This window comes from Brakhagea slesvicensis, assembly GCF_052161625.1.
In the GTDB taxonomy this organism is placed as follows: Bacteria; Planctomycetota; Planctomycetia; order Pirellulales; family Pirellulaceae; genus JBKCUI01.
In genome coordinates, this window is the sequence record NZ_CP197412.1 from 3986893 (window position 1) to 4005998 (window position 19106).

Annotated in this window: 12 protein-coding genes; 8 read left to right on the forward strand and 4 right to left on the reverse strand. The window is 54.7% G+C overall.

What is annotated here, in order from left to right; translation table 11 throughout:
- Nucleotides 1-69: 69 nt before the first annotated feature.
- A complete protein-coding gene (locus SH467x_RS15190) occupies nucleotides 70-1032 on the reverse strand; it encodes a ribose-phosphate diphosphokinase (RefSeq protein WP_146677895.1) in 963 nt (320 codons plus the stop codon).
- A complete protein-coding gene (locus SH467x_RS15195; RefSeq protein WP_482367957.1) occupies nucleotides 1020-1781 on the reverse strand; it encodes an NTP transferase domain-containing protein in 762 nt (253 codons plus the stop codon). Before SH467x_RS15195 ends, SH467x_RS15190 begins: the two co-directional genes overlap by 13 nt.
- 44 nt (nucleotides 1782-1825) lie before the next feature.
- Between SH467x_RS15195 and SH467x_RS15200 the strand changes: the two genes are divergently transcribed.
- The 6 genes from SH467x_RS15200 to SH467x_RS15225 all read left to right on the forward strand — a co-directional run bounded on the left by SH467x_RS15200 (nucleotide 1826) and on the right by SH467x_RS15225 (nucleotide 6061).
- Nucleotides 1826-2143, forward strand: coding sequence for a DUF6800 family protein (locus SH467x_RS15200; protein ID WP_482367958.1), 318 nt, complete (start codon nucleotides 1826-1828; stop codon nucleotides 2141-2143).
- A 153-nt stretch (nucleotides 2144-2296) separates the two neighbouring features.
- A complete protein-coding gene (locus tag SH467x_RS15205; protein WP_482367959.1) occupies nucleotides 2297-2674 on the forward strand; it encodes a Rid family hydrolase in 378 nt (125 codons plus the stop codon).
- Nucleotides 2675-2776: 102 nt separating this feature from the next.
- Nucleotides 2777-3397, forward strand: a complete 621-nt coding sequence (locus tag SH467x_RS15210) for an RNA polymerase sigma factor (RefSeq protein ID WP_482367960.1) — start codon at nucleotides 2777-2779, stop codon at nucleotides 3395-3397.
- Complete coding sequence (locus tag SH467x_RS15215; protein WP_482367961.1) at nucleotides 3390-4715, forward strand: anti-sigma factor family protein; 1326 nt, start codon at nucleotides 3390-3392, stop codon at nucleotides 4713-4715. The genes SH467x_RS15210 and SH467x_RS15215 overlap by 8 nt, the downstream gene beginning before the upstream one ends.
- 100 nt (nucleotides 4716-4815) lie before the next feature.
- Entirely contained in the window at nucleotides 4816-5145 is a 330-nt protein-coding gene (locus SH467x_RS15220) for a calmodulin-binding protein (protein WP_146677899.1), read from the forward strand.
- A 142-nt stretch (nucleotides 5146-5287) separates the two neighbouring features.
- Complete coding sequence (locus tag SH467x_RS15225) at nucleotides 5288-6061, forward strand: SDR family NAD(P)-dependent oxidoreductase (protein ID WP_482367962.1); 774 nt, start codon at nucleotides 5288-5290, stop codon at nucleotides 6059-6061.
- 32 nt (nucleotides 6062-6093) lie between these two features.
- On the opposite strand, the gene SH467x_RS15230 is transcribed toward SH467x_RS15225, so the two are convergent.
- Nucleotides 6094-7779 carry a calcineurin-like phosphoesterase C-terminal domain-containing protein gene (locus SH467x_RS15230; RefSeq protein ID WP_482367963.1) on the reverse strand — a complete coding sequence of 562 codons (1686 nt, stop codon included), beginning with the start codon at nucleotides 7777-7779 and terminating at the stop codon, nucleotides 6094-6096.
- 403 nt (nucleotides 7780-8182) lie between these two features.
- Here SH467x_RS15230 and SH467x_RS15235 point away from each other — a divergent pair, with 403 nt between their 5' ends.
- Nucleotides 8183-9436, forward strand: a complete 1254-nt coding sequence (locus SH467x_RS15235; protein WP_482371381.1) for a cation:proton antiporter — start codon at nucleotides 8183-8185, stop codon at nucleotides 9434-9436.
- 7 nt (nucleotides 9437-9443) lie between these two features.
- Here the strand turns inward: SH467x_RS15235 and SH467x_RS15240 are convergent, their stop codons facing one another.
- On the reverse strand, nucleotides 9444-12536 hold the full coding sequence (locus SH467x_RS15240; protein WP_482367964.1) for a class I tRNA ligase family protein: 3093 nt from the start codon (nucleotides 12534-12536) through the stop codon (nucleotides 9444-9446).
- 412 nt (nucleotides 12537-12948) lie between these two features.
- Between SH467x_RS15240 and SH467x_RS15245 the strand changes: the two genes are divergently transcribed.
- The gene (locus SH467x_RS15245; RefSeq protein ID WP_482367965.1) at nucleotides 12949-19065 is read left to right on the forward strand and encodes an alpha-2-macroglobulin family protein; all 6117 of its coding nucleotides are present in this window, start codon (nucleotides 12949-12951) and stop codon (nucleotides 19063-19065) included.
- Nucleotides 19066-19106: the final 41 nt, after the last annotated feature.

Below are 19106 nucleotides of genomic sequence, written 5' to 3' on the forward strand. Positions count from 1 at the left end.
ATCAAGTGGGAAATATGGCCGGTTTTGTTTCTCACCAACTGTCAAAGATGCCCTTGCGGTCGGCAGTCGTCACGAATCGTCGGGACCGCTGGAGAACATTTGGCTGATCGAACGGTTCGAGTGGATCCGCCGGATTGCTTCTGCCAAGAGAGGAGCCACGGTCAGTACGTGGATGTTATCCAGTCGTTTCTCCGGAGGGAGAGGGATCGTATTGGTGATGACCAAGCTATCGATGGGAGCGTTCTTGAGGTTCTCGATTGCGGCTCCGCAGAGGACTCCGTGGGTCGCGGCGAGATGGATCTCTTTCGCACCTGCTTCGTGAACCAGTTTGGCGGCTCCGCAGATCGAACCACCGGTGCTGATCATGTCGTCGAACATCAAGCAGATTTTTCCTTCGACGGGACCGCCGATGATGTTCTTTTGTTGTGTCTGCAGCGCGTTCTCTCGAACCTTGTCGACGATGGCCAGTTTTCCGCCCAATCGCTTCGAGTGGCCCTTTGCTCGTTTCACGCTTCCTTCGTCGGGGCTGACCACGACGATGTCGGCAGGGTCATAGGATTTGCTCTGGAAGTAGCTGGTCAAAACCGGTGCAGCGTAGAGGTGGTCCACGGGAACATCAAAGAAGCCTTGGATCTGGGGTGCGTGCAGATCCATGGTGAGAACGCGGTCGGCACCCGCGCGGGTGATGACGTTTGCCACCAACTTTGCGGTGATCGGCGTACGTCCTTCGTCTTTGCGATCTTGGCGGGCGTATCCGTAGTACGGAATCACGGCGGTGACGCGCGCGGCGCTGGCCCTTTTGCAAGAGTCGATCATGATGAGCAACTCCATCAAATTGTCATTGACGGGAGGGCAAGTCGGTTGAATTAGATAGACATCTCGGCCGCGTACATCCTCTTCGATCTTGCAAAAATTCTCGCCGTCGGGGAATTTTCCAAGTGCGATGGAGCCGATTTCCAGGTGAAGAAACGCACAGATGTCGCGAGCCAGTTGTGGGTTTGCTCTTCCGCTGAAGATCTTTAGTTCGCGCATGGATACCCCATTTCTTGCATTTTGGCTTCGACCGCTTTCAGTTCCTCGAGGGTGTTGATACTGAGCGCTTCGCAGTCGCTCAGTACGGGCTTGGCCTCGACCTTTTTCCCAACAGAGAGAAGATTGGCCGGGCAGTCCGTTAAATAGTACTCACGTTGTGCGTTGTTGTTGCCAAGATTCTCGAGCGCGTGCAGGAGACCGTCGCGATCGAACGCATAGGTGCTCATATTGACCTCGCGTATGGCTTGCTCCGCCTCGGAAGCATCTTTTTGTTCGACGATACGGGTGAATCGGCCGTTTGCATCGCGGACGATGCGACCTAAGCCAAAGGGATTGTCTTTGAGGAGGGTTCCCATGAAGCAATCCCAGCCGCCGCGTTGAAACTCCCCCAAAACCGCTTGGACCGAGCCAGGTTGGATCAGAGGGGAATCGCCGGCGACCACCAAGACTGGGCCGGTCGGGCCATGATCGAGCAAGGGGCGGCACATCTGGACGGCGTGGCCGGTTCCCAGTTGTTCTGCTTGCAAAGCGAACTCGATGCCTGTCCGACCGGCCAATTCGTCTCGGACCAGATCGTCTCGGTATCCGACAACGACAATCTTTCGGGTGACTCCGGCGGTCTCCAGTGCGTCGAGAACCCAGTGTATCATCGGCCTGCCGAGAACCGGGAAGAGAACTTTGGGGAGATCGCTTTTCATGCGAGTCCCTTTGCCGGCGGCCAGAATCACCGCGGTTGAACGCACCATCATATCTCCACTTCCTGGAAAAAACGAAACCTCACCGAACGCACATCTTGCCAAATTTCTATCGACTGTCCAAGGTCGGAGACCTCGCTGGCAAGGAAACATTGACGAATATGGCGGTTCCAGCTAATCTTGGGACCTCATATTGGCAAATTCTGGTCAACATCATCCGTAGACAGTTGGAAACCATGGCAGGAACCGAACGACAGCGAGAATTGCGCCGACGACGCAATCGAAGTAAGAAGCTCACTCTTCTTCAGAAGAAAGCGGAAAAATCGTCTAAGACGGAAAAAGCGGTCATCGCGCACAAGCTTCGCCGACTTAGCCCCGGCGCTGAGCAGCTGATCAAGGCTTGGAAGCTCGTTTAGTCGTAAACGGCCACGCGCACTTGGCCGGTCAAGCTTGAATTCTCGACCGACGCGTGGGCGCGCGGACCGTCCTGACAATTCAAAACACAAATGGTCCCCCGCGAACGCACACGGGGGATTTTTTGTGGCTGCACTTGTAGTGAATGAGATGCCATGGCTGAGATCAAACGGCTCGGAGTCACCCGTCGCTGGTCGGATGCGGTCGTTTTTCAAAACACGGCCTACTTCGTCGAGGTCCCGGACGATCCGACGCTTCTCCCTGATGAGCAGTTTGCTATGCTCTTTCGGCAGGTGGAGTCCCGTTGCGCCGAGTTGGGGACTTCGATTCGGAACCTGATGCAGGTTTTGATTTACCTTCCCTATCCCGAAGATCTTCCCGAATTCAATCGCTTGTGGGATGCGTGGATTCCGGAGGGATGTGCCCCGGTTCGAGCCTGTTGCCACCCTGCGTTGGCCGATCCTGGATATCGCGCCGAGCTTATCATTACGGCGATGGTTCCGCCCCCCGATTCCAAACCCTCAGTTGCCTAATGCCTTGAACGTCCCCCGCGAGAGGCTTCGCTGTTTTCCTTTCTGATCTCTTCCTTTGGAACCGAATAGCACGAGGAACCGTCCTTAACTATGGAATCCAAAATGGAGGATAGGGACTTGATTGAACGGGTGAAATCGGGAGAGAGCCAATGCTTCGCTGAACTGGTGCTGCGCTACGAGCGACCGGTGTTTCAGTCGGTCTTTGCCTTCCTGGGAAATCGGCAGGAAGCCGAGGATGTGACGCAAGACGTGTTCGTGACCGCGTTTCGTAAGATCGCAAGCTTTGAATATCGAGCGAGCTTTTTGACATGGCTTCGTCGCATTGCTTTCAACCAATGTGTGGACGCCCGCAGGAAGAGCAAGAGTCGACGAACCACCTCCGTCGATTTTGAGATTGAGCCCCAGCGCGATTCCCAGGTCAGCTCACCGGATCGTGTTGCGCAAGGGAATGAGTTGATCGATCGCGTTCGAGGGGCGATCGATACGCTCGCGGAGGAGCAACGAACGATCATCCTTCTGCGAGACATCGATGGCCTCGATTATTCCGAGATTGCGGGCCTCCTCGATATTCCAGTTGGGACCGTCCGGAGCCGTCTTCACCGGGCCCGCTGTGAATTGCGAGAGGTCATGGAGAAGCGGGGATTGCAGAATCTCTTAGACGGATTTGGTCCGTTGGACTCGTCTGGGGAAAATCTCAAGCATGGGGAGAAATCAAATGGTTAATCAGCCCATGGACGACTTCGACGAATCCTGGCTCTCGGCCTATTTGGATAACGAACTGAGCCCCGACCAACGACGACACGTGGAAACGATGTTGGAGACCCAACCCGATCTTCGACAGACTCTCGACCGTTTGGTTCGCATTCGAACGGCCATTGCCGCTTGCAAGATCGAGTTGCCGAGCGAGACGCGTATTGTCCGTTCAGGACCATGGGATGCACCGAAGTCGGAAGCCTCTTCTGACGTGGACGCTCCCTGCAATTCTTCCCTTGCATCGAAAGGGGGATGGTTCCTGAATGTACCAACGTGGCTACTCAGTCTTGCTGCGTCGATTTTAGTCATAGGTTCGCTGTCGAGTCTCTATTGGTTCCCTCTGGGAAACGGTGGACATGAAATGCTCGCGACTCGAATGGATACCAAGTCGCAGGCCCCTTCTACAGCCATGCAGGCCCCGTCGTCAGCCAAATTTGGGAGTGCGAACGCGGCAACGGAGGAGCTTCGCATAAATGAGCGGGCTGCGGATCCTGAGAATGCGCCGGCTGGAAATGCACCGATGATCTTGTCCGATTCGGTTAGTCCTCCTCCTCCTGCATCCCCGATGCGATCGGAAACGGTTTCCTCGGACTTCTCCTTGGATTTCAAGACCGAAGCTTCGTCCTCATCTCGCCAGGATGCCCTGTCGCGGAGGGATTCGTTCTTTTCCTATTTCTTAGCGGCCAAGGAGAGCGAGTCACTCGTTGGCGCCGAATCCACCGAACCCACCGACTTGCCGGCACTGGCCAAACGACGCGAAGAGTGGGATTTTCAATGGACTTCCGTAGATCGTGCGAAGGATTTTGGGCGGTCCACTCCGGCTATGGAAGATCGAGTCATCGTTTTGTTTACCCCCAAGACCGAAGTCGCTCTCTCTTTCGCCAGTCCGGCCCCAGAAACCCCATTGTCCGAGTGGAGCGAGTCCGTGCCCAACACGAGTCTTGGATTGGACGATGCGACCGACGTGAAAACGGACAAAAGCATGGCAAGGGGACGGAGCATGTCGTCCGCCGAGGGGGCAAGCAATGGGCGAGAACCAAACGTACTGGAACTGCGCATTCCGGTGGCGTTTTGGTCAGAGGCTGCGCAGTCGCTTCGAGGAAAAGGATTCGAGATTCCAGAGGAGCTTCCGCCTGGCAACTATCGATTCGAACCCGTTGTGAGCCAGGGGAGTCCGGAGAAACCATGGGCGGTTCAACGTCTTCCAGGGGAACCGGAGGTCGCGAACGAGGAAACGCCAGCATACTACACATTGACGGTCATTCTCCACAAAACCGACGCGAAGTAGGGTAGTAGCGAATAAATTTTCAATTCCGGTTGTAGGAATTGCCGATGGATGAGTTGTTCGAAAGAACCATGAAAGAACAAGAATCCTGGGGGGGAGAATTATGATCCGCAAGGCCTTGATGGTCGCAGCGTTGGGTGCCGTAGCTGGCCTCAGCATTTCCGAGAGCGCTCAAGCACAGCAACCGCAAGCTTACGGGCGTTCCTGGGGTGGAGCCGCTGGTGCACGTGACTACCAGCGTTTCAACCACTATCCATACGTGTACTATCCTCAAAACTTCTGGGGTAACGAGTACTATCGCAGCAGCGATAGCCTCTATCACCGTTATCCCGCTGAGATGCAAATCCCTGTGTACAATCGCAAGTGGGCGAACTACTACCCCACGCAGCAGCGTTACCACTGGGGCCATCACTTCATTCTCGACGTGTTCTAAGAACTGTCGACCTGAAGCTGAGAACGATTTTTATTCCCGCACACTGTGGAGCGCGACTTCGCTCCACAGTGTTTTTTTATTGCGCGTTTTTTTATTGCGTGTCTTATATACACGTGTTCATTCGACTCGAGACGAGCTTGCCATGGCGGATGTTTTCGATCTCTTTCGACTGAATGGTCGAACGGCGTTAGTAACCGGCGGATCGCAAGGTCTAGGGCTCCATCTCGCCAAGGGGTTGGCCCAAGCGGGTGCGAGGATCGTCGTGGTAAGCAGACGTTTGGAGATTTGCCAAGCCGCTGCACGAGAGATTGAAGCAGCAACCAACCAGAGAGCATGGGCTTTTTCTGCCGATGTGACTCGGGCCGAGCAAGTTCAGGAGTTGTTTGCTTCGGTGCAGCGCGATGTTGGGGACGTAGATATCCTTCTCAACAGTGCCGGGCTCAATAAACGAGGACCGATCGAGTCCCTTTCGGTCGAGGATTGGGACGAAGTCGTCGATGCGAACCTGAAGGGCCCATTCCTCATGGCGAAAGCATTCGGGCCCGAGATGGCTCGCCGGGGTTGGGGGCGAATCGTCCATTTTGGGTCGATCCTTTCCACCATCGGGATCGCGGGTAGGACACCGTATGCTTCTTCGAAAGCGGGCTTGCTGGGGCTGACTCGGGTGCTAGCTCTTGAATGGGCTGCCCAAGGGGTTACCGTCAATGCGCTCTGTCCAGGTCCCTTTGCAACCGAGATGAATCGCCCGTTGCTCAACGATCCTGTCCAGTACGCCAATTTTGTATCGAAGATACCGATGGGGCGATGGGGCGAGCTGAGCGAATTGACGGGTGGTGTTCTATTTCTTTGCTCCAACGCGAGCTCATTCATGACCGGGTCCACCCTGACCATCGATGGTGGGTGGACCTGTCAATAAGATTCCACTTCGTATGCGATTCGCGCGACAGACTAGCGAACGGCGGCGCGAGGCGTCGCTCTGGGGCGGGCTGGTGCTGCCGGCTGCGGTGGAGCAACAACTCGAATCGATTCTCGATCCGCGTAGACCTGCCCGTGCATGTCGGTGGTTCGGACTTCGAACAGATGGGTACCGACAGGGAGCAAGGCCGGGAGGAGTCCACGCCATAGGTGATCGGTAATCGATGGTTGTGGAAGGGGCGTACCGTTGGGGGGGGCCGCACCTGCTTCGAGAGCTTTGATATCGGCGAGGAATGGATCGACTCCGTCCACTCGCTCCAGCTCCTTCCACTCCCCATCGGGTAGCAATCGCATCTCCACTTTGGACTTTTTCGTTCCATTGAAGACGTTGACCACCATAGCGGTTGATAGGGACTGCCAAGAATGGATTTCTTGCGGAAGGTAGATGCTCATCTGATGGCTCGCGGGGCGACGCGCGGCTCGATATTCGAGTTTGTATTTGGATCCATCGAAGCTGAGGATGGAATAGCCGTTTGCCCCTCCATCGCTCATCGTCGCGTGGGGAATTCCAAGCTCATCCGTTGCGCCACGCCACCAACTGCCGCAGACGGTAACGTTCACGATGTGATGGTGCGGTTCCTTTCCTTGCCATCCGTCTTCCTTGTCAATGAAATGGTGCTTGACGAAGTGAGTGTGGGCGGAGAGGGAAAGTGCGAAAGGACGTTCTTCGATCAGCCTGTAAAGTTCTTGTCGATCTTCCACATTGACCAACGGGATGTGCATCATGAGGACAACGAGTTGATCTTTCGGGATCAGAGCCAAGTCGTTTTTGATGAACTCCATTTGCTCTTTTCCAAGTCCCCCTTGGTAGTGCCCGCGCTGACTTTCGGATGCGCCAATCCATTCCACATCGTCGAGGGCTAGGAAGTGAACAGGTCCGTAGTCGAATGAATAGTAGCTGGGGCCGAAGTGGCTCTCGTATGTCTCATCGGAGAGTTTATCGTTCGGGGCATCTTGATTGATGTCGTGATTCCCGATGACGTTGTACCAGGGGATTCCAATCATCGCGATCGCTTGATTGTGCGGTTTGAAAACGCTCAAGTCATCGAAGACGATATCGCCGAGGGTAACACCAAACGAAGCGTCGTGCGCATGTTCCTCGACGATCTGTTCGATGATGTCGTGAGCCATGTACTCCACTTCTTGAACGTTGCGAGGTTGGGTGTCCCCGAACATGAGGGCTTTGAATTGATCGGGTTCTTCCTGCTGGGTCAGGGGGAAATCGACAGACTCTGGCAGCGGTCCCGTCGGTGCGACCCCCGGAAAGCGGGAGTCCGGCGAACCATTGGGTTTATGGATGTAATAGAACTCGGGAAGCTTTAACGAATTGACAGGGGTCATCCATCCACGCGGCTTGACAACGAATACGATCGAATCTTCGCTGATTCCGATCTCGTAACGGCCATCTTGGTTGGTGAGGACAATTTCTCGTCCATTCGATACGCGCACCCCTTCCATTCCTTTTTCGTCGGGATCTCGCTTTCGGTTCCCGTTGGTATCTTGGAAAACGAAGCCACGGCACAAGGTCTGAGGGGCGCTGGCATCGGAGTTTTGGGTCGATACCTTATGCAAGGCTGGGGGGTGCGCCCAAGCCACCGAGGCGGAAATCGCTGGGAAACATAACGAAAGTAGGAGCGCTCGGAAGATTCGTTGCTGCATAGTCGTGATCGGAAAGTAAGTGGGATGGGGAAGGTGAACCACGGCCCGTGATTTGAACTGACTGCAATTGTTCAGTTCGAGGTTGGCTTGACGTGAGTGCGGGATGAAAAATGCGCGAAGGTTCGGGCTTGAGCGGCCGACTGACTGGACGGTTGTGGGGCGCGGAGCGTGGCGTGGCGGGGCGTGGAGCGTGGCGTGGCGGGGCGCGGCGGGCCGAGGTAGGGCGAGACAACTTCTAGGATAGCTCCCCAGGGCGGAAAACCAGCGCTTCTGGCTTCTGAATCCCCAGCTAATTTCCGAATTGCCTGTCTGGACATTGGTTGTTTGAACATGTATTCTGGTCGCGTCGGGATGTCCTCGTTTTCGAATTCTTATTGGTGAAGGGTATGCGAGCTTGAACAACGTGCATTTGGCGGTGCAGTTTTTTGCGCAGATTGCAGTCATCCTTCTGTTTTGTCGACTGGTTGGCGTCGGGGCAAAGTGGATTGGGCAACCGCAGGTCGTCGCGGAGATGATTGCCGGTGTTTTGCTTGGACCATCCCTGTTCGGTCTGTTTTGGCCTGAATGGCAGACCTGGTTGTTTCCATGGGATGTGACGCAACAAACCCGCGATACCCAGAGTTATTTGTTTCCTGCATCGCAGCTTGGGCTCGCCCTCTACATGTTCATTGTGGGGCTTGAGTTTCGCGTCGATATTCTCCGAAGTCACTTCAAGAGTTCGGTCGCTGTTTCCCTGGCAGGGATGATCGCTCCATTCGTCCTCGGCGCGGGGCTCGCTTACTACTTTATCTACAACAGTTCGCTATTCCCCGAAAAGACGACACCCTTCGAGGCGATGTTGTTCTTGGGTGCGTCGATGTGCATTACCGCCTTCCCGATGCTTGCTCGGATTATTCACTTCAAGAAGCTGGCGGGAACGACGATGGGTACCGTCGCGATTGGTGCGGGTGCGATCGACGATGCGATGGCTTGGTGTCTGCTCGCATTGGTTCTCGCTAGTTTTGACCAGGACCCCTCCAAAGTTGTTATTAGTTTTGGCGGGGGGATCGGCTATGTGGTGTTTGTGTTTGCATTGGTTCGCCCGGTCTTGAAGAAGACCGAGGCTTGGTTCGTGCGAGACGGGGTGTTGACCGAAGGGGGGCTCGTCATTGGTCTAGCTTTGATGTCGCTCGGAGCATGGTGCACCGATTTGATCGGGCTGCATGCCGTTTTTGGAGCCTTTCTGATGGGGGCTGCGATGCCTCGCAGGTTCATGTCGGAGCAACTCATCGACCGCATTCAGCCCTTAGCGGTCGCTTTGCTTCTCCCATTGTTTTTCACTTACTCCGGATTGAATACCAAAATCGGGTTGTTGAACAATCCATCTCTCTGGGGGTATTGTCTATTGGTCTTGTTTGCCGCGATCGCAGGGAAGGGAGTCGCTTGCTGGTTGGCTGCCTTGGCGACCGGTTTGCCGAATCGAGAAGCGATGGGGATCGGCACGCTCATGAATTCGCGCGGATTGATGGAGTTGATCATCATCAACATTGGATTGCAGCGAGGAGTCATCTCCGAAGAGCTCTTTGCCATCCTTGTGATCATGGCGATCATCACAACACTGATGGCGTCCCCCTTGTTCGAGTGGCTGGTCGGCAAAAGAGCCACCGCTCGGGAGTAACCATTTGCTATTCGCGAAGGCCTCGAAGCTTACCGATGGCTTCTTCCGCTGCGACACGCTGCTGCAAAAGGTCTTGCAGGGCCTGCCTTTCTTTCTCAATGATGTCGGCAGGAGCGCGGCTCACAAAGGATTCGTTGGATAAACGGCTCTCTTTGCCTTGTATTTGTTTCACCAAATTGACAAGGAGTTTTTCGTTTCGAGCGATCTCCGCTCCCACATCGATGAATTGAGAAAGATCGACGTACACCTCCATCTCCGGGATAGAGACGTGAGCATGTACCGAAGGCACCTCAGGAGACTCGCTCCATTGGATCGCATGAGCATTCGCCATCGACTCCAGAAATCGAGCCATCGGTGCAAGCAGCTGTTCTGTATCTCGGCTGCAGCGAACGGAAAATCCGACACGATCTTTGGGGGCAATATTCTGGCGGGAACGGATTTCCCTCACCGCACCGATCAAATGAACGAAGTGCGAGAATTGCATTTCGACCTCAGGCCTGATGAACGCTTCGTCAACCCCTGGCCAAGCTGCTTGGACGATCCAAGACGTCGCTGGTTCGCCGGTGATAACGTCCCGTTTGGGGGTGATCTTAGCAAGCTGTTGCCAGATCGCTTCGGTAACGAACGGGGTGATTGGATGTAGCAGCCTGAGCATCCGATCCAGTACGTGTGCCAAGACGCGTTGCACCTGTGCTCGTGTCGCGGGGTCCTGCAAACGAGGTTTCGCCATCTCGACGTACAAAGAGCAAAAATGGTCCCAAGCGAAATCATAAACACATCGGGCCGCATCGGCGTAGCGATAATGCTTGATATCCAATTCGACTTGTTGGGTGACCGTTGCCAACCGGGATAGGATCCATTGATCCTCAAGCGGGAGATCCGACACGGATATCGGAGCGAATTCGTACCCGCTGAGATTCATCATGACGAATCGAGACGCGTTCCAGAGTTTGTTTACAAAGTTCCGAGCGACCTCGAAACGTTCGCTCACCACGGGTGCTTTGGGGTGTGCTTTATCCGCATCGCTTTCGGCCCATTGCGTTGAGAATGGCTTCTTGCACTTGTCGCACGCGACGGTCGGGCTTTGGCGATTCTCTTTCGTTTGGTTTACTTTCGCTTCGCAGTGCGGACATTCGTATTGGACCGGCATTCGGACGTCTTGCGTTTCGGTGCACAGCCAAGCTAGCCCGAATCGGAGCGCGTCGGGACCGAACTTGTCGATGACATCGATCGGATCGACCCCATTCCCCTTGCTCTTGGACATCGTCTCTCCGTAGCCGTCGAGAATCTTCGGGTGAATGAAGACTTCACGGAATGGGATCTCGCCGACGTTGTTCAATCCCATCAATACCATGCGTGCCACCCACAAGGTGATAATATCGCGCGAGGTGATCAGTGCGGATGTGGGATAGAAATACTGCAGGTCCGGGGTTTGCTCGGGCCATCCGAGGGTGGAATGGGGCCAAAGTGCGGAGGAGAACCAGGTATCCAGCACATCGTTTTGTCGAACCAATCCGAGGGACTCGAGTTTGACTTCGATACCGCGATCCTCGTTCTTCACGCAAACGTGGAGCGTTGCCGGTTCCTCGATGTGAGCAACGATCAAACCTGCCGCTCGCTCGGACATTGCCTCGATTTGGAACTTCAGCGATGCTGCTTGCTCTGCGGTGTCAAAGGTTCGACTCCAAATTGGGATTTGGTGCCCCCACCACAATTGCCTACCGACCGGCCAATCCCGTTTCTCGCCTAGCCAGTCCAAATAACCGTTCGCATATCGAGGGGGATAGATTTTTACTCTTCCGTCGGAAACAGCGTCCATTGCGGATTGGGCCAATCGGTCCATCTTCACAAACCATTGGTCTGCCAAGTAGGGTTCTATCGGCGTTTTGCTCCGGTCGCTGTGTTTGAGCTCAATCTCGCGGTCCTCCACTTTGAGGAGCAATCCAAGTGCATCGAGTTGTTCAACGACCTTCTCGCGAGCCTTCGTCATACGCATCCCAGCGAACGCGCCACCGTTTTCGTTGACGGTCCCGTCCGAATTCATGATGTTGATCATCGGCAGGTCGCAACGGAGTGCCACGTCGTAGTCATTGGGATCGTGTGCGGGGGTGATTTTTACGCAGCCGCTTCCCAGATCGGGTTTGGCCCAACTATCTGCTACAATGGGAATTGGGCGATCGACCAAGGGGAGCATGACCTGCCGCCCCGCCTGGGCCATGCGTGCAAGCATCTCCAAAGTAGGAAGATGGCTCGTTTTTCGCCTTTCAAGCTCTTCCAATTGGCCTTCGATCGCGGGCCGGTCTTTGGCGGATGCTTCGGCCAATTTCTCGCGCAACGTCGCTTCGACTCGCTCCAAAGCTTCGCGCGGGTTTGGGTGAACAGCGACCGCGGTATCTCCGAGCATGGTCTCGGGACGGGTGGTAGCGATCGCAACATGGGTTGGTTCACCCGGTTGAGGATCGATGACAGGGTATTGAAGATGCCAGAAATGACCTTGCACGGTCTCGGCCGTGACTTCATCGTCGCTGACGGCGGTCTGCAAATAGGTGTCCCAATTGACCAACCGTTTGCCTCGATAAATCAGTCCCTTGGAAAACAGGTCATAGAACGTCGTCCGAACGGCCCTGGCGCATTGATCATCGAGCGTGAATCGGGTTCGTCGCCAGTCGCAGGAGCAGCCCATTCGTTTGAGTTGTCCCAAGATGCGGGCTTCGTATTGATCCTTCCACTGCCAGATCCGCTCGACCAATTTCTCCCGGCCCAAGTCATGACGGGTTTTGTTTTCGATTTCTTTCAATCGACGTTCGACCACGGCTTGCGTCGCGATCCCAGCGTGGTCGGTCCCAGGCATCCAGAGGGCCTCAAATCCCATCATGCGATGCATGCGAATTTGGATGTCCTGCAACGTGTTGTTGAGGGCATGACCCAAATGCAACGCGCCGGTGACGTTCGGAGGTGGGATCACGATCGTAAACGGCTTCTTGTTCGGATTGACCTCTGCGTGGAAGCAACCGTGAGTCTGCCATGACTGATAAATCTCAGCGCAAGCGGTCGTGAAATCGAAACGGTTGGGGATTTCGTGCGTTTCAGCGTTCATCATGGGTGGAGATTGGGGGATAAATGGACGGCACTCCAAGCAGAACGGGGTCGAACCGTCTTCGGGTTGGTATTTGAACAAAAAAACAGATTCTGAACACTCATAACCGCAGGTCGAATGGGAGCTAGCTTCCTCCGGAAGTCTAGGGAGGCTTGGGCGACTGGATAAAGGAGAGGAGGAGAGCTGGCATTGGAAAGTTCTCGCCAAAGCTCGGTTTTCTGGAACGCCCCTTTCTTCCCAGGAGTCTAACAATCGTCGCCACTGGTTTCCCTTCCATTTCGAAGGGCGGTGGCTAAGAAGCGATACGCTCCTGCGTATTTCTGGTAACTTGGATTCCTGCGGCTCCATGGAGCGGGTCGCTTCGGGGGCATGGTTGCTTCGGGGTCCCCCTTCTCATCGGTTGGAGTTCGAAAAGATGAAAGTGTGGAAGTCATTGAGAACGCTATCTGTTGCGTCGTTTTGTGCTCTCGCGTGCGCCGCAACGGTCTTCTGCCTCAGCACCGTCTGGATCACATCCGTCTTGGCCTATCAATCACCCCAATCACCGAAACCTCCGGAATCAGAAGGTTGGATCAAAGTGGAAGACGCCATGAAAAAAGGGCTCCCTAAAACCGCTATCGAGCAACTCGGCCCCATCATCGACGCAGCGCTGGAAAACAAACGTTACGCCGAAGCCGTGAAAGGGATTGCGAAGAGGATCGTTTTGGAGACGCAGGTCGAAGGTCGGCTTCCCGAGGAAGGGATTCGACGCATGGATGCCCAAATCGAAAACGGACCTGCTGAGATCCGTCCCATCCTTCAAACGCTTCAAGCCCACTACTACTGGACTTACTTCCAACAGAACCGATGGCGGTTCGCGCAGCGGTCCTCCTCGTCCTCTGCTCCGGGGCCCGATTTCACGACATGGGATCTGAAGCGGCTCTTCGAAGAAATTGAGAAACATTATTCGGCTGCACTGGCCGCACAAGAACAGCTCCAAGCCATACCCATTGCAACGTACAACGATCTCTTGCCCCCAGGGACCTTGCCGGACCGCTATCGCCCGACGTTGTTCGATTTCGTGGCATTCGAAGCGTTGGAATTCTACAACGCAGGGGAGCAAGCTGGAGCCAAGGCGCAAGATGCCTTGGAACTCGAAGCCGATTCAGCTCTCTTCGGTTCCGCCGACGATTTCCTTGCTTGGAAGCCGGTCACAACCGACGAGAAATCGACCAAACTGCAAGCCATTCGCCTTTACCAAAAGCTCCTTCGATTCCATGCCAACGATGACGACCGAAGCGCGTATCTCGATGCGGATTTGGCACGATTGCAATTCGGATACTCCCACGCCGTGGGAGATGAAAAATGGGATCGCTACCTTGCTGCGTTAAAACGATTCGCCAATGCGCACGCGCTGCACGAACTTTCCGCCGAAGCTCGTCATCGCTGGGCTCGCCTCTTGATGGAGAAAAGCCAATTCGTTGAAGCCCGATCGGTGGCGCAAGAAGGGGTGTCGGCCCACCCGGAGAGCGCCGGTGGAAAACACTGCGCGAACCTCATTGCTCAGATCGAAGCAAAGAGCATTCAAATCACGACCGAACGAGTCTGGAGCGATCCACCCTCGGCAATTCGTGTGCAATACAAAAATATGACCCGAGTGCATTTCCGACTCTATGCGGCCGATTGGAAAGGGCGTGTCCGGGAGACCAAGCGATCCCCAGTTTTTCTCCAGCCCCCCGAGGTCGAAAGCCTCCTTCGTGGGAGCCCCGTTCGAAGTTGGAACGTCGACCTCCCTGCCACCGAAGATTTCAAGCCAGCAAGCTTGGACGTCGATGCGCCAACGGACTTGCCATCCGATTTCTACTACCTGGTTGCGAGTCCGCACGAAAGTTTTGGTGAGACCAACAATGTTGTGTCCGTTGCTTCGCTTTGGGTAACCAATCTCGGCATGGTCCTGAATCAAGCATGGAATTCAGACAAACTCGAAGGCTTTGTGGTCGACAATCGAACCGGACTCCCCGTCGCTGGAGCAACCGTTACGGCGATGGTACAAGACAACCGAAATCGAGGGAACTTGACCGAACAAACCATCGTTACCAATGACGATGGTAGGTTTGCATTCTCCTTGCGAGAGAAATCCTTTTTCTTGATCGCACAAAAAGGGAATCAACAACTTGCTGTTCGCGACAATCTCTACGTCGGGACTACCCAGCCTGAGCCGGAACCCCGAATTCAGTGCGTGCTATTCACCGACCGATCGTTGTTCCGACCTGGCCAGACGGTTCAATTCAAAGGGGTCTGCATGCTCGCGGACCCCCGCACGAATCGTTACAACGTAGTTCCCAACCACACCGCCACGGTGAGCTTCCGGGATATGAACGGAAACGAAATTGGAAAGCAATCGGTTCGATCGAACGACTTTGGTAGCTTTAGCGGACTGTTCCAAATCCCTCGCGACCGCGGCACAGGGATGATGTCCCTCCAAGTCGAAGGATTGGTTGGAACGACGATCCAGGTCGAAGAGTACAAGCGTCCGAAATTCCTCGTCGAATTGGCTACCCCCGATACATCCCCGAAATTGAACGAGCCGGTGGTAGTCCCCGGTAATGCGAAGAGCTACACAGGGGTATCGATTCAAAATGCCAAGGTATCGTATCGCGTCACTCGAGCTGTTCGCTGGCCTATCTGGTTCTCCTCTTACTACCCTTGGAGAATCCCACCCCAATCGGGAGAACAGCAAGAGATCGCGCACGGGACGACCACAACCGATGCAGACGGCAAGTTTCAAATTACATTTGTTGCGAAGCCCGATCGGAGTGTCGCCGAACAGACCAATCCAATTTTCCGCTACGAAGTTGTTGCGGACATTACGGATTCCACCGGTGAAACACGAACCGATACCCTATCGGTTTCGGTGGGCTATGTGGCGATGGAAGTGGGTATCGCTGTCGACGAGTGGCTCACCACTCAGAAGCCTGTTTCGTTTGTGATCAAGACAACCTCGTTGGATGGAAAAGCAGTGCCGGCAGCAGGCAAACTGAAAGTCTTCCGCTTGATCGATCCGCAGAGCGTAATGCGACCGGATGTCCTAGGAGGCGGTGCACCTGTTCCGAGAAGGCGTGCTATCCAGAGACGGGGCGTGCCTATTGCCGATCAGCAAATGGATGCACCCAAAGACATGTCCAATATCGCGAATTGGGAACAAGGGGAATTGGTATCCGAAAAGGGCTTCGAGTGGAGCGATGATTCGCACGCACCGATCGAGCTTCCCCTCGGCATTGGATCCTATCGCGCCATCGTCGAAACGAAGGATCGGTTTGGAAAGCCCGTCGAAGCTCTGGCGCATTTGCAAGTGATCGACCCGGCAGCTAAATCTCTTGGTCTGAAGATCCCCCATTTGTTCCGCGCCGAAAAGTGGCGACTGGAGCCAGGGGAGACATTCCGAGCGGTTTGGGGTACGGGCTACGAGAGTGGTCAAGCCTATGTGGAAGTCCTGCAAGGTGCCGAAGTCTTGCAACGATTCTGGACCAAGTCAGGGACGACGCAGATCCGGATCGAGCAAGCGATTTCCGAAGGAATGCGAGGCGGTTTGCAGGTCCGCGTGATGTTCGTCCGCGAAAACAGATGCTATCTAGAATCACGGACCATCGATGTTCCTTGGACCAATAAAGATCTCAAGCTGCGTTGGGAGCGGTTGGTTTCCAAACTGGAGCCGGGCAAGAAAGAGAAGTTCAAGTTGATCGTGGAGGGCCCCAAGGCATCGAAAGCGATCAGCGAATTGGTTGCGGCCATGTATGATGCGTCGCTCGATGCGTATTACCCCCATCAGTGGACGCAGAAGTTCAACGTCTTCCGTCAGAATTACACGTGGACGAACTGGGTGTTCCAGAACAATCCTGAGGGTTTGATGCCAGTTCGAGGCATGTTTGCCAACCGCATGCAATCGGTCGTTGCGACCTATCGCGAGTTCCCTTCGGATCTCCTTCTGGTCGGACGAGGGCCGGGCGGCCCCATGTACCGTGGCAGGGGGATGGGAGGCTATGGTGGCGAGCCGGAAATGCGTTTTGGCGCTCCTGCCCCCGCGACAGCCGACTTTGCATTGGCTGAAGCAGAGGGTGCGGCAATGGGTGGCGCGATGGCGAAGAGTTCGCTCGCTTTAGGTGCAGAGGGTGGTTACGGAGGTGCAGTACCTCCCAATCAGACGGCGGGTCCGCAAATCGATTTGGAAGGTGTTTCACCTCGAAAGAATCTTGCTGAGACCGCGTTCTTCCTTCCGCATGTGACGGCGAATGCCGATGGCGGATACGAGCTGGAATTCACCGTTCCTGAGGCGCTCACATCGTGGCGTATCATGGCTTTTTCCCATGACCGCGAACTGAAAAGCGGGTACTTGGAATCGAAAGTGGTCACGACCAAGGACTTGATGGTCGAACCGAATCCGCCACGATTCTTGCGTGAGGGTGACATTATCGAGTTCAGTGTCAAAGTATCGAATACGACCGCAGAAGATCTGTCTGGAAAGGTTGCATTGAAACTGTCCAGCGCGATGCAAGACGAGTCGGTCGACGCTGCATTCGGAAATGGGGAGAATGAAAAAACATTCACGCTGAAAGCCAATGAATCGAAGAGTTTCGCGTGGCGACTACAGGTTCCTGACGAATCGTTCCCGATTATCTATCGCGCTATTGGTAGTACGGGAGTGACGTCTGATGGGGAGGAAGGAATGCTGCCCGTGCTCTCGAAACGTATCTTGGTGACCGAGTCGTTACCTTTGCCAATTCGCGGCAAAACGACGAAGGAATTCGAGCTCAAGAAGCTTTTGGATTCGGCCGGATCAGACACGATCAAACATCAATCGGTCACGGTTCAGATGGTTTCCCAGCCGTCTTGGTACGCCGTACTCGCGCTTCCGTACTTGATGGAATACCCTCATCAATGCAGCGAGCAAACGTTCAATCGACTGTACGCGAACACTTTGGCAAATCACATTGCGATGAGCGATCCGAAGATTCGGCGGGTGCTCGATGTTTGGAAGAATCTGCAACCCGACGCGCTCCGATCGCCGTTGGAAAAGAACGAGGACTTAAAGTCGGTACTCATTCAGGAAACGCCTTGGTTGCGCGACGCTCAAAAAGAAACGGAGGCCAGGCGGAACGTTGGGCTCCTTTTCGACGAAACGCGATTAGCCAGTGAGAATGCGCGGGCGATGAAGCAACTCATCGAGATGCAAAACGAGAATGGAATGTGGCCTTGGTTCCCCGGTGGGCCGGACAACGAATACCTATCGCTTTACATCGTTACCGGTTTCGGAAGGCTGAAGCACTTGGGGACCGCTGCGGACATTGGACCTGCGGTGCGAGCCCTGCACAGCTTGGACAGCTGGATGAAGAAGAAGCACGATTGGATCTTGACCCATTCCACCGATCCATCGAAAGATCACTTGTCATCGACAGTTTGCCTCTACCTTTACGGACGAAGCTTCTTCATGAACGAGCTACCGGTCGCAGAAGAGAATCAGAAGGCATTCCAGTATTGGCAGGAGCAGGCTCGTAAGTATTGGCTGGCTCAAGCTCGACAATCGCAAGGTCACATCGCTATCGGATTGCATCGCTTAGGGGATCGCGAGACACCCATGGCGATTCTGAAGAGCATCACCGAGTTCTCTACCCAGAATGAAGAGATGGGCATGTTCTGGCGAGACCAGGAACAATCCTGGTGGTGGTATCGAGCACCGATCGAAACCCAAGCGTTGATGATCGAAGCGTTTGATGAAGTTGCGAAAGACGCCAAGTCGGTGGAAGAGTGCAAAGTCTGGTTGCTTAAACAAAAGCAAACACAGAATTGGAAGACAACCAAGTCAACGGCCGATGCCATCTATGCTTTGCTACTTCGCGGTACAAATCTTCTTGCATCGGATGCCCTCGTCGAAGTCGAAGTTGGGGGCGAAAAGATCGAACCACAGAACGTTGAGGCTGGAACAGGCTTTTATGAAGAGAAGTTCGTCCGCCGTGAAGTCAAACCGGAGTACGGCAAGATCAAGGTTACGAAAACCGATGAGGGGGTCAGTTGGGGGAGCGTCCATTGGCAATACCTGGAAGACATCAACAAAGTGACTCCGTGGGAGGGGACTCCTCTCAAACTCGAGAAGCAGCTTTACAAGAAAGTGCTGACGAAAGAGGGACCACAGCTGGTGTTAGTCGACGGCCCGGTTGAAATCGGAGACGAATTGGTATGCCGGATCGTGCTTCGAGTCGATCGCGATATGGAATACGTCCACCTGAAGGACCATCGCGGCAGCGGAACCGAACCGGTGAACGTGCTGAGCCAGTACAAATACCAAGATGGCTTGGGGTACTACGAAAGCACCCGCGACACCGCATCTCACTTCTTCATCGACTACTTGAGCAAGGGGACTTATGTTTTCGAATACTCGCTGCGGGTTCAACACGCAGGGAAATACCCAAGCGGCCTAGCCAGCATCGAGTGCATGTACGCTCCCGAGTTCAACAGCCATTCGGGAAGCGTCATGATCGAAGTTCGAAGCAAGAATTGAGAAGTTTGAAGTGGGAAGTTTGAATTAAGAATCGACCGGAC

Bases quoted from the DNA above. Each gene is read 5' to 3' on its own strand.
- SH467x_RS15230 (WP_482367963.1), bottom strand. From the start codon at position 7,779: ATGCAGCAACGAATCTTCCGAGCGCTCCTACTTTCGTTATGTTTCCCA.
- SH467x_RS15195 (WP_482367957.1), bottom strand. From the start codon at position 1,781: ATGATGGTGCGTTCAACCGCGGTGATTCTGGCCGCCGGCAAAGGGACT.
- SH467x_RS15215 (WP_482367961.1), top strand. From the start codon at position 3,390: ATGGTTAATCAGCCCATGGACGACTTCGACGAATCCTGGCTCTCGGCC.
- SH467x_RS15245 (WP_482367965.1), top strand. From the start codon at position 12,949: ATGAAAGTGTGGAAGTCATTGAGAACGCTATCTGTTGCGTCGTTTTGT.
- SH467x_RS15210 (WP_482367960.1), top strand. From the start codon at position 2,777: ATGGAGGATAGGGACTTGATTGAACGGGTGAAATCGGGAGAGAGCCAA.
- SH467x_RS15205 (WP_482367959.1), top strand. From the start codon at position 2,297: ATGGCTGAGATCAAACGGCTCGGAGTCACCCGTCGCTGGTCGGATGCG.
- SH467x_RS15225 (WP_482367962.1), top strand. From the start codon at position 5,288: ATGGCGGATGTTTTCGATCTCTTTCGACTGAATGGTCGAACGGCGTTA.
- SH467x_RS15240 (WP_482367964.1), bottom strand. From the start codon at position 12,536: ATGATGAACGCTGAAACGCACGAAATCCCCAACCGTTTCGATTTCACG.
- SH467x_RS15190 (WP_146677895.1), bottom strand. From the start codon at position 1,032: ATGCGCGAACTAAAGATCTTCAGCGGAAGAGCAAACCCACAACTGGCT.
- SH467x_RS15220 (WP_146677899.1), top strand. From the start codon at position 4,816: ATGATCCGCAAGGCCTTGATGGTCGCAGCGTTGGGTGCCGTAGCTGGC.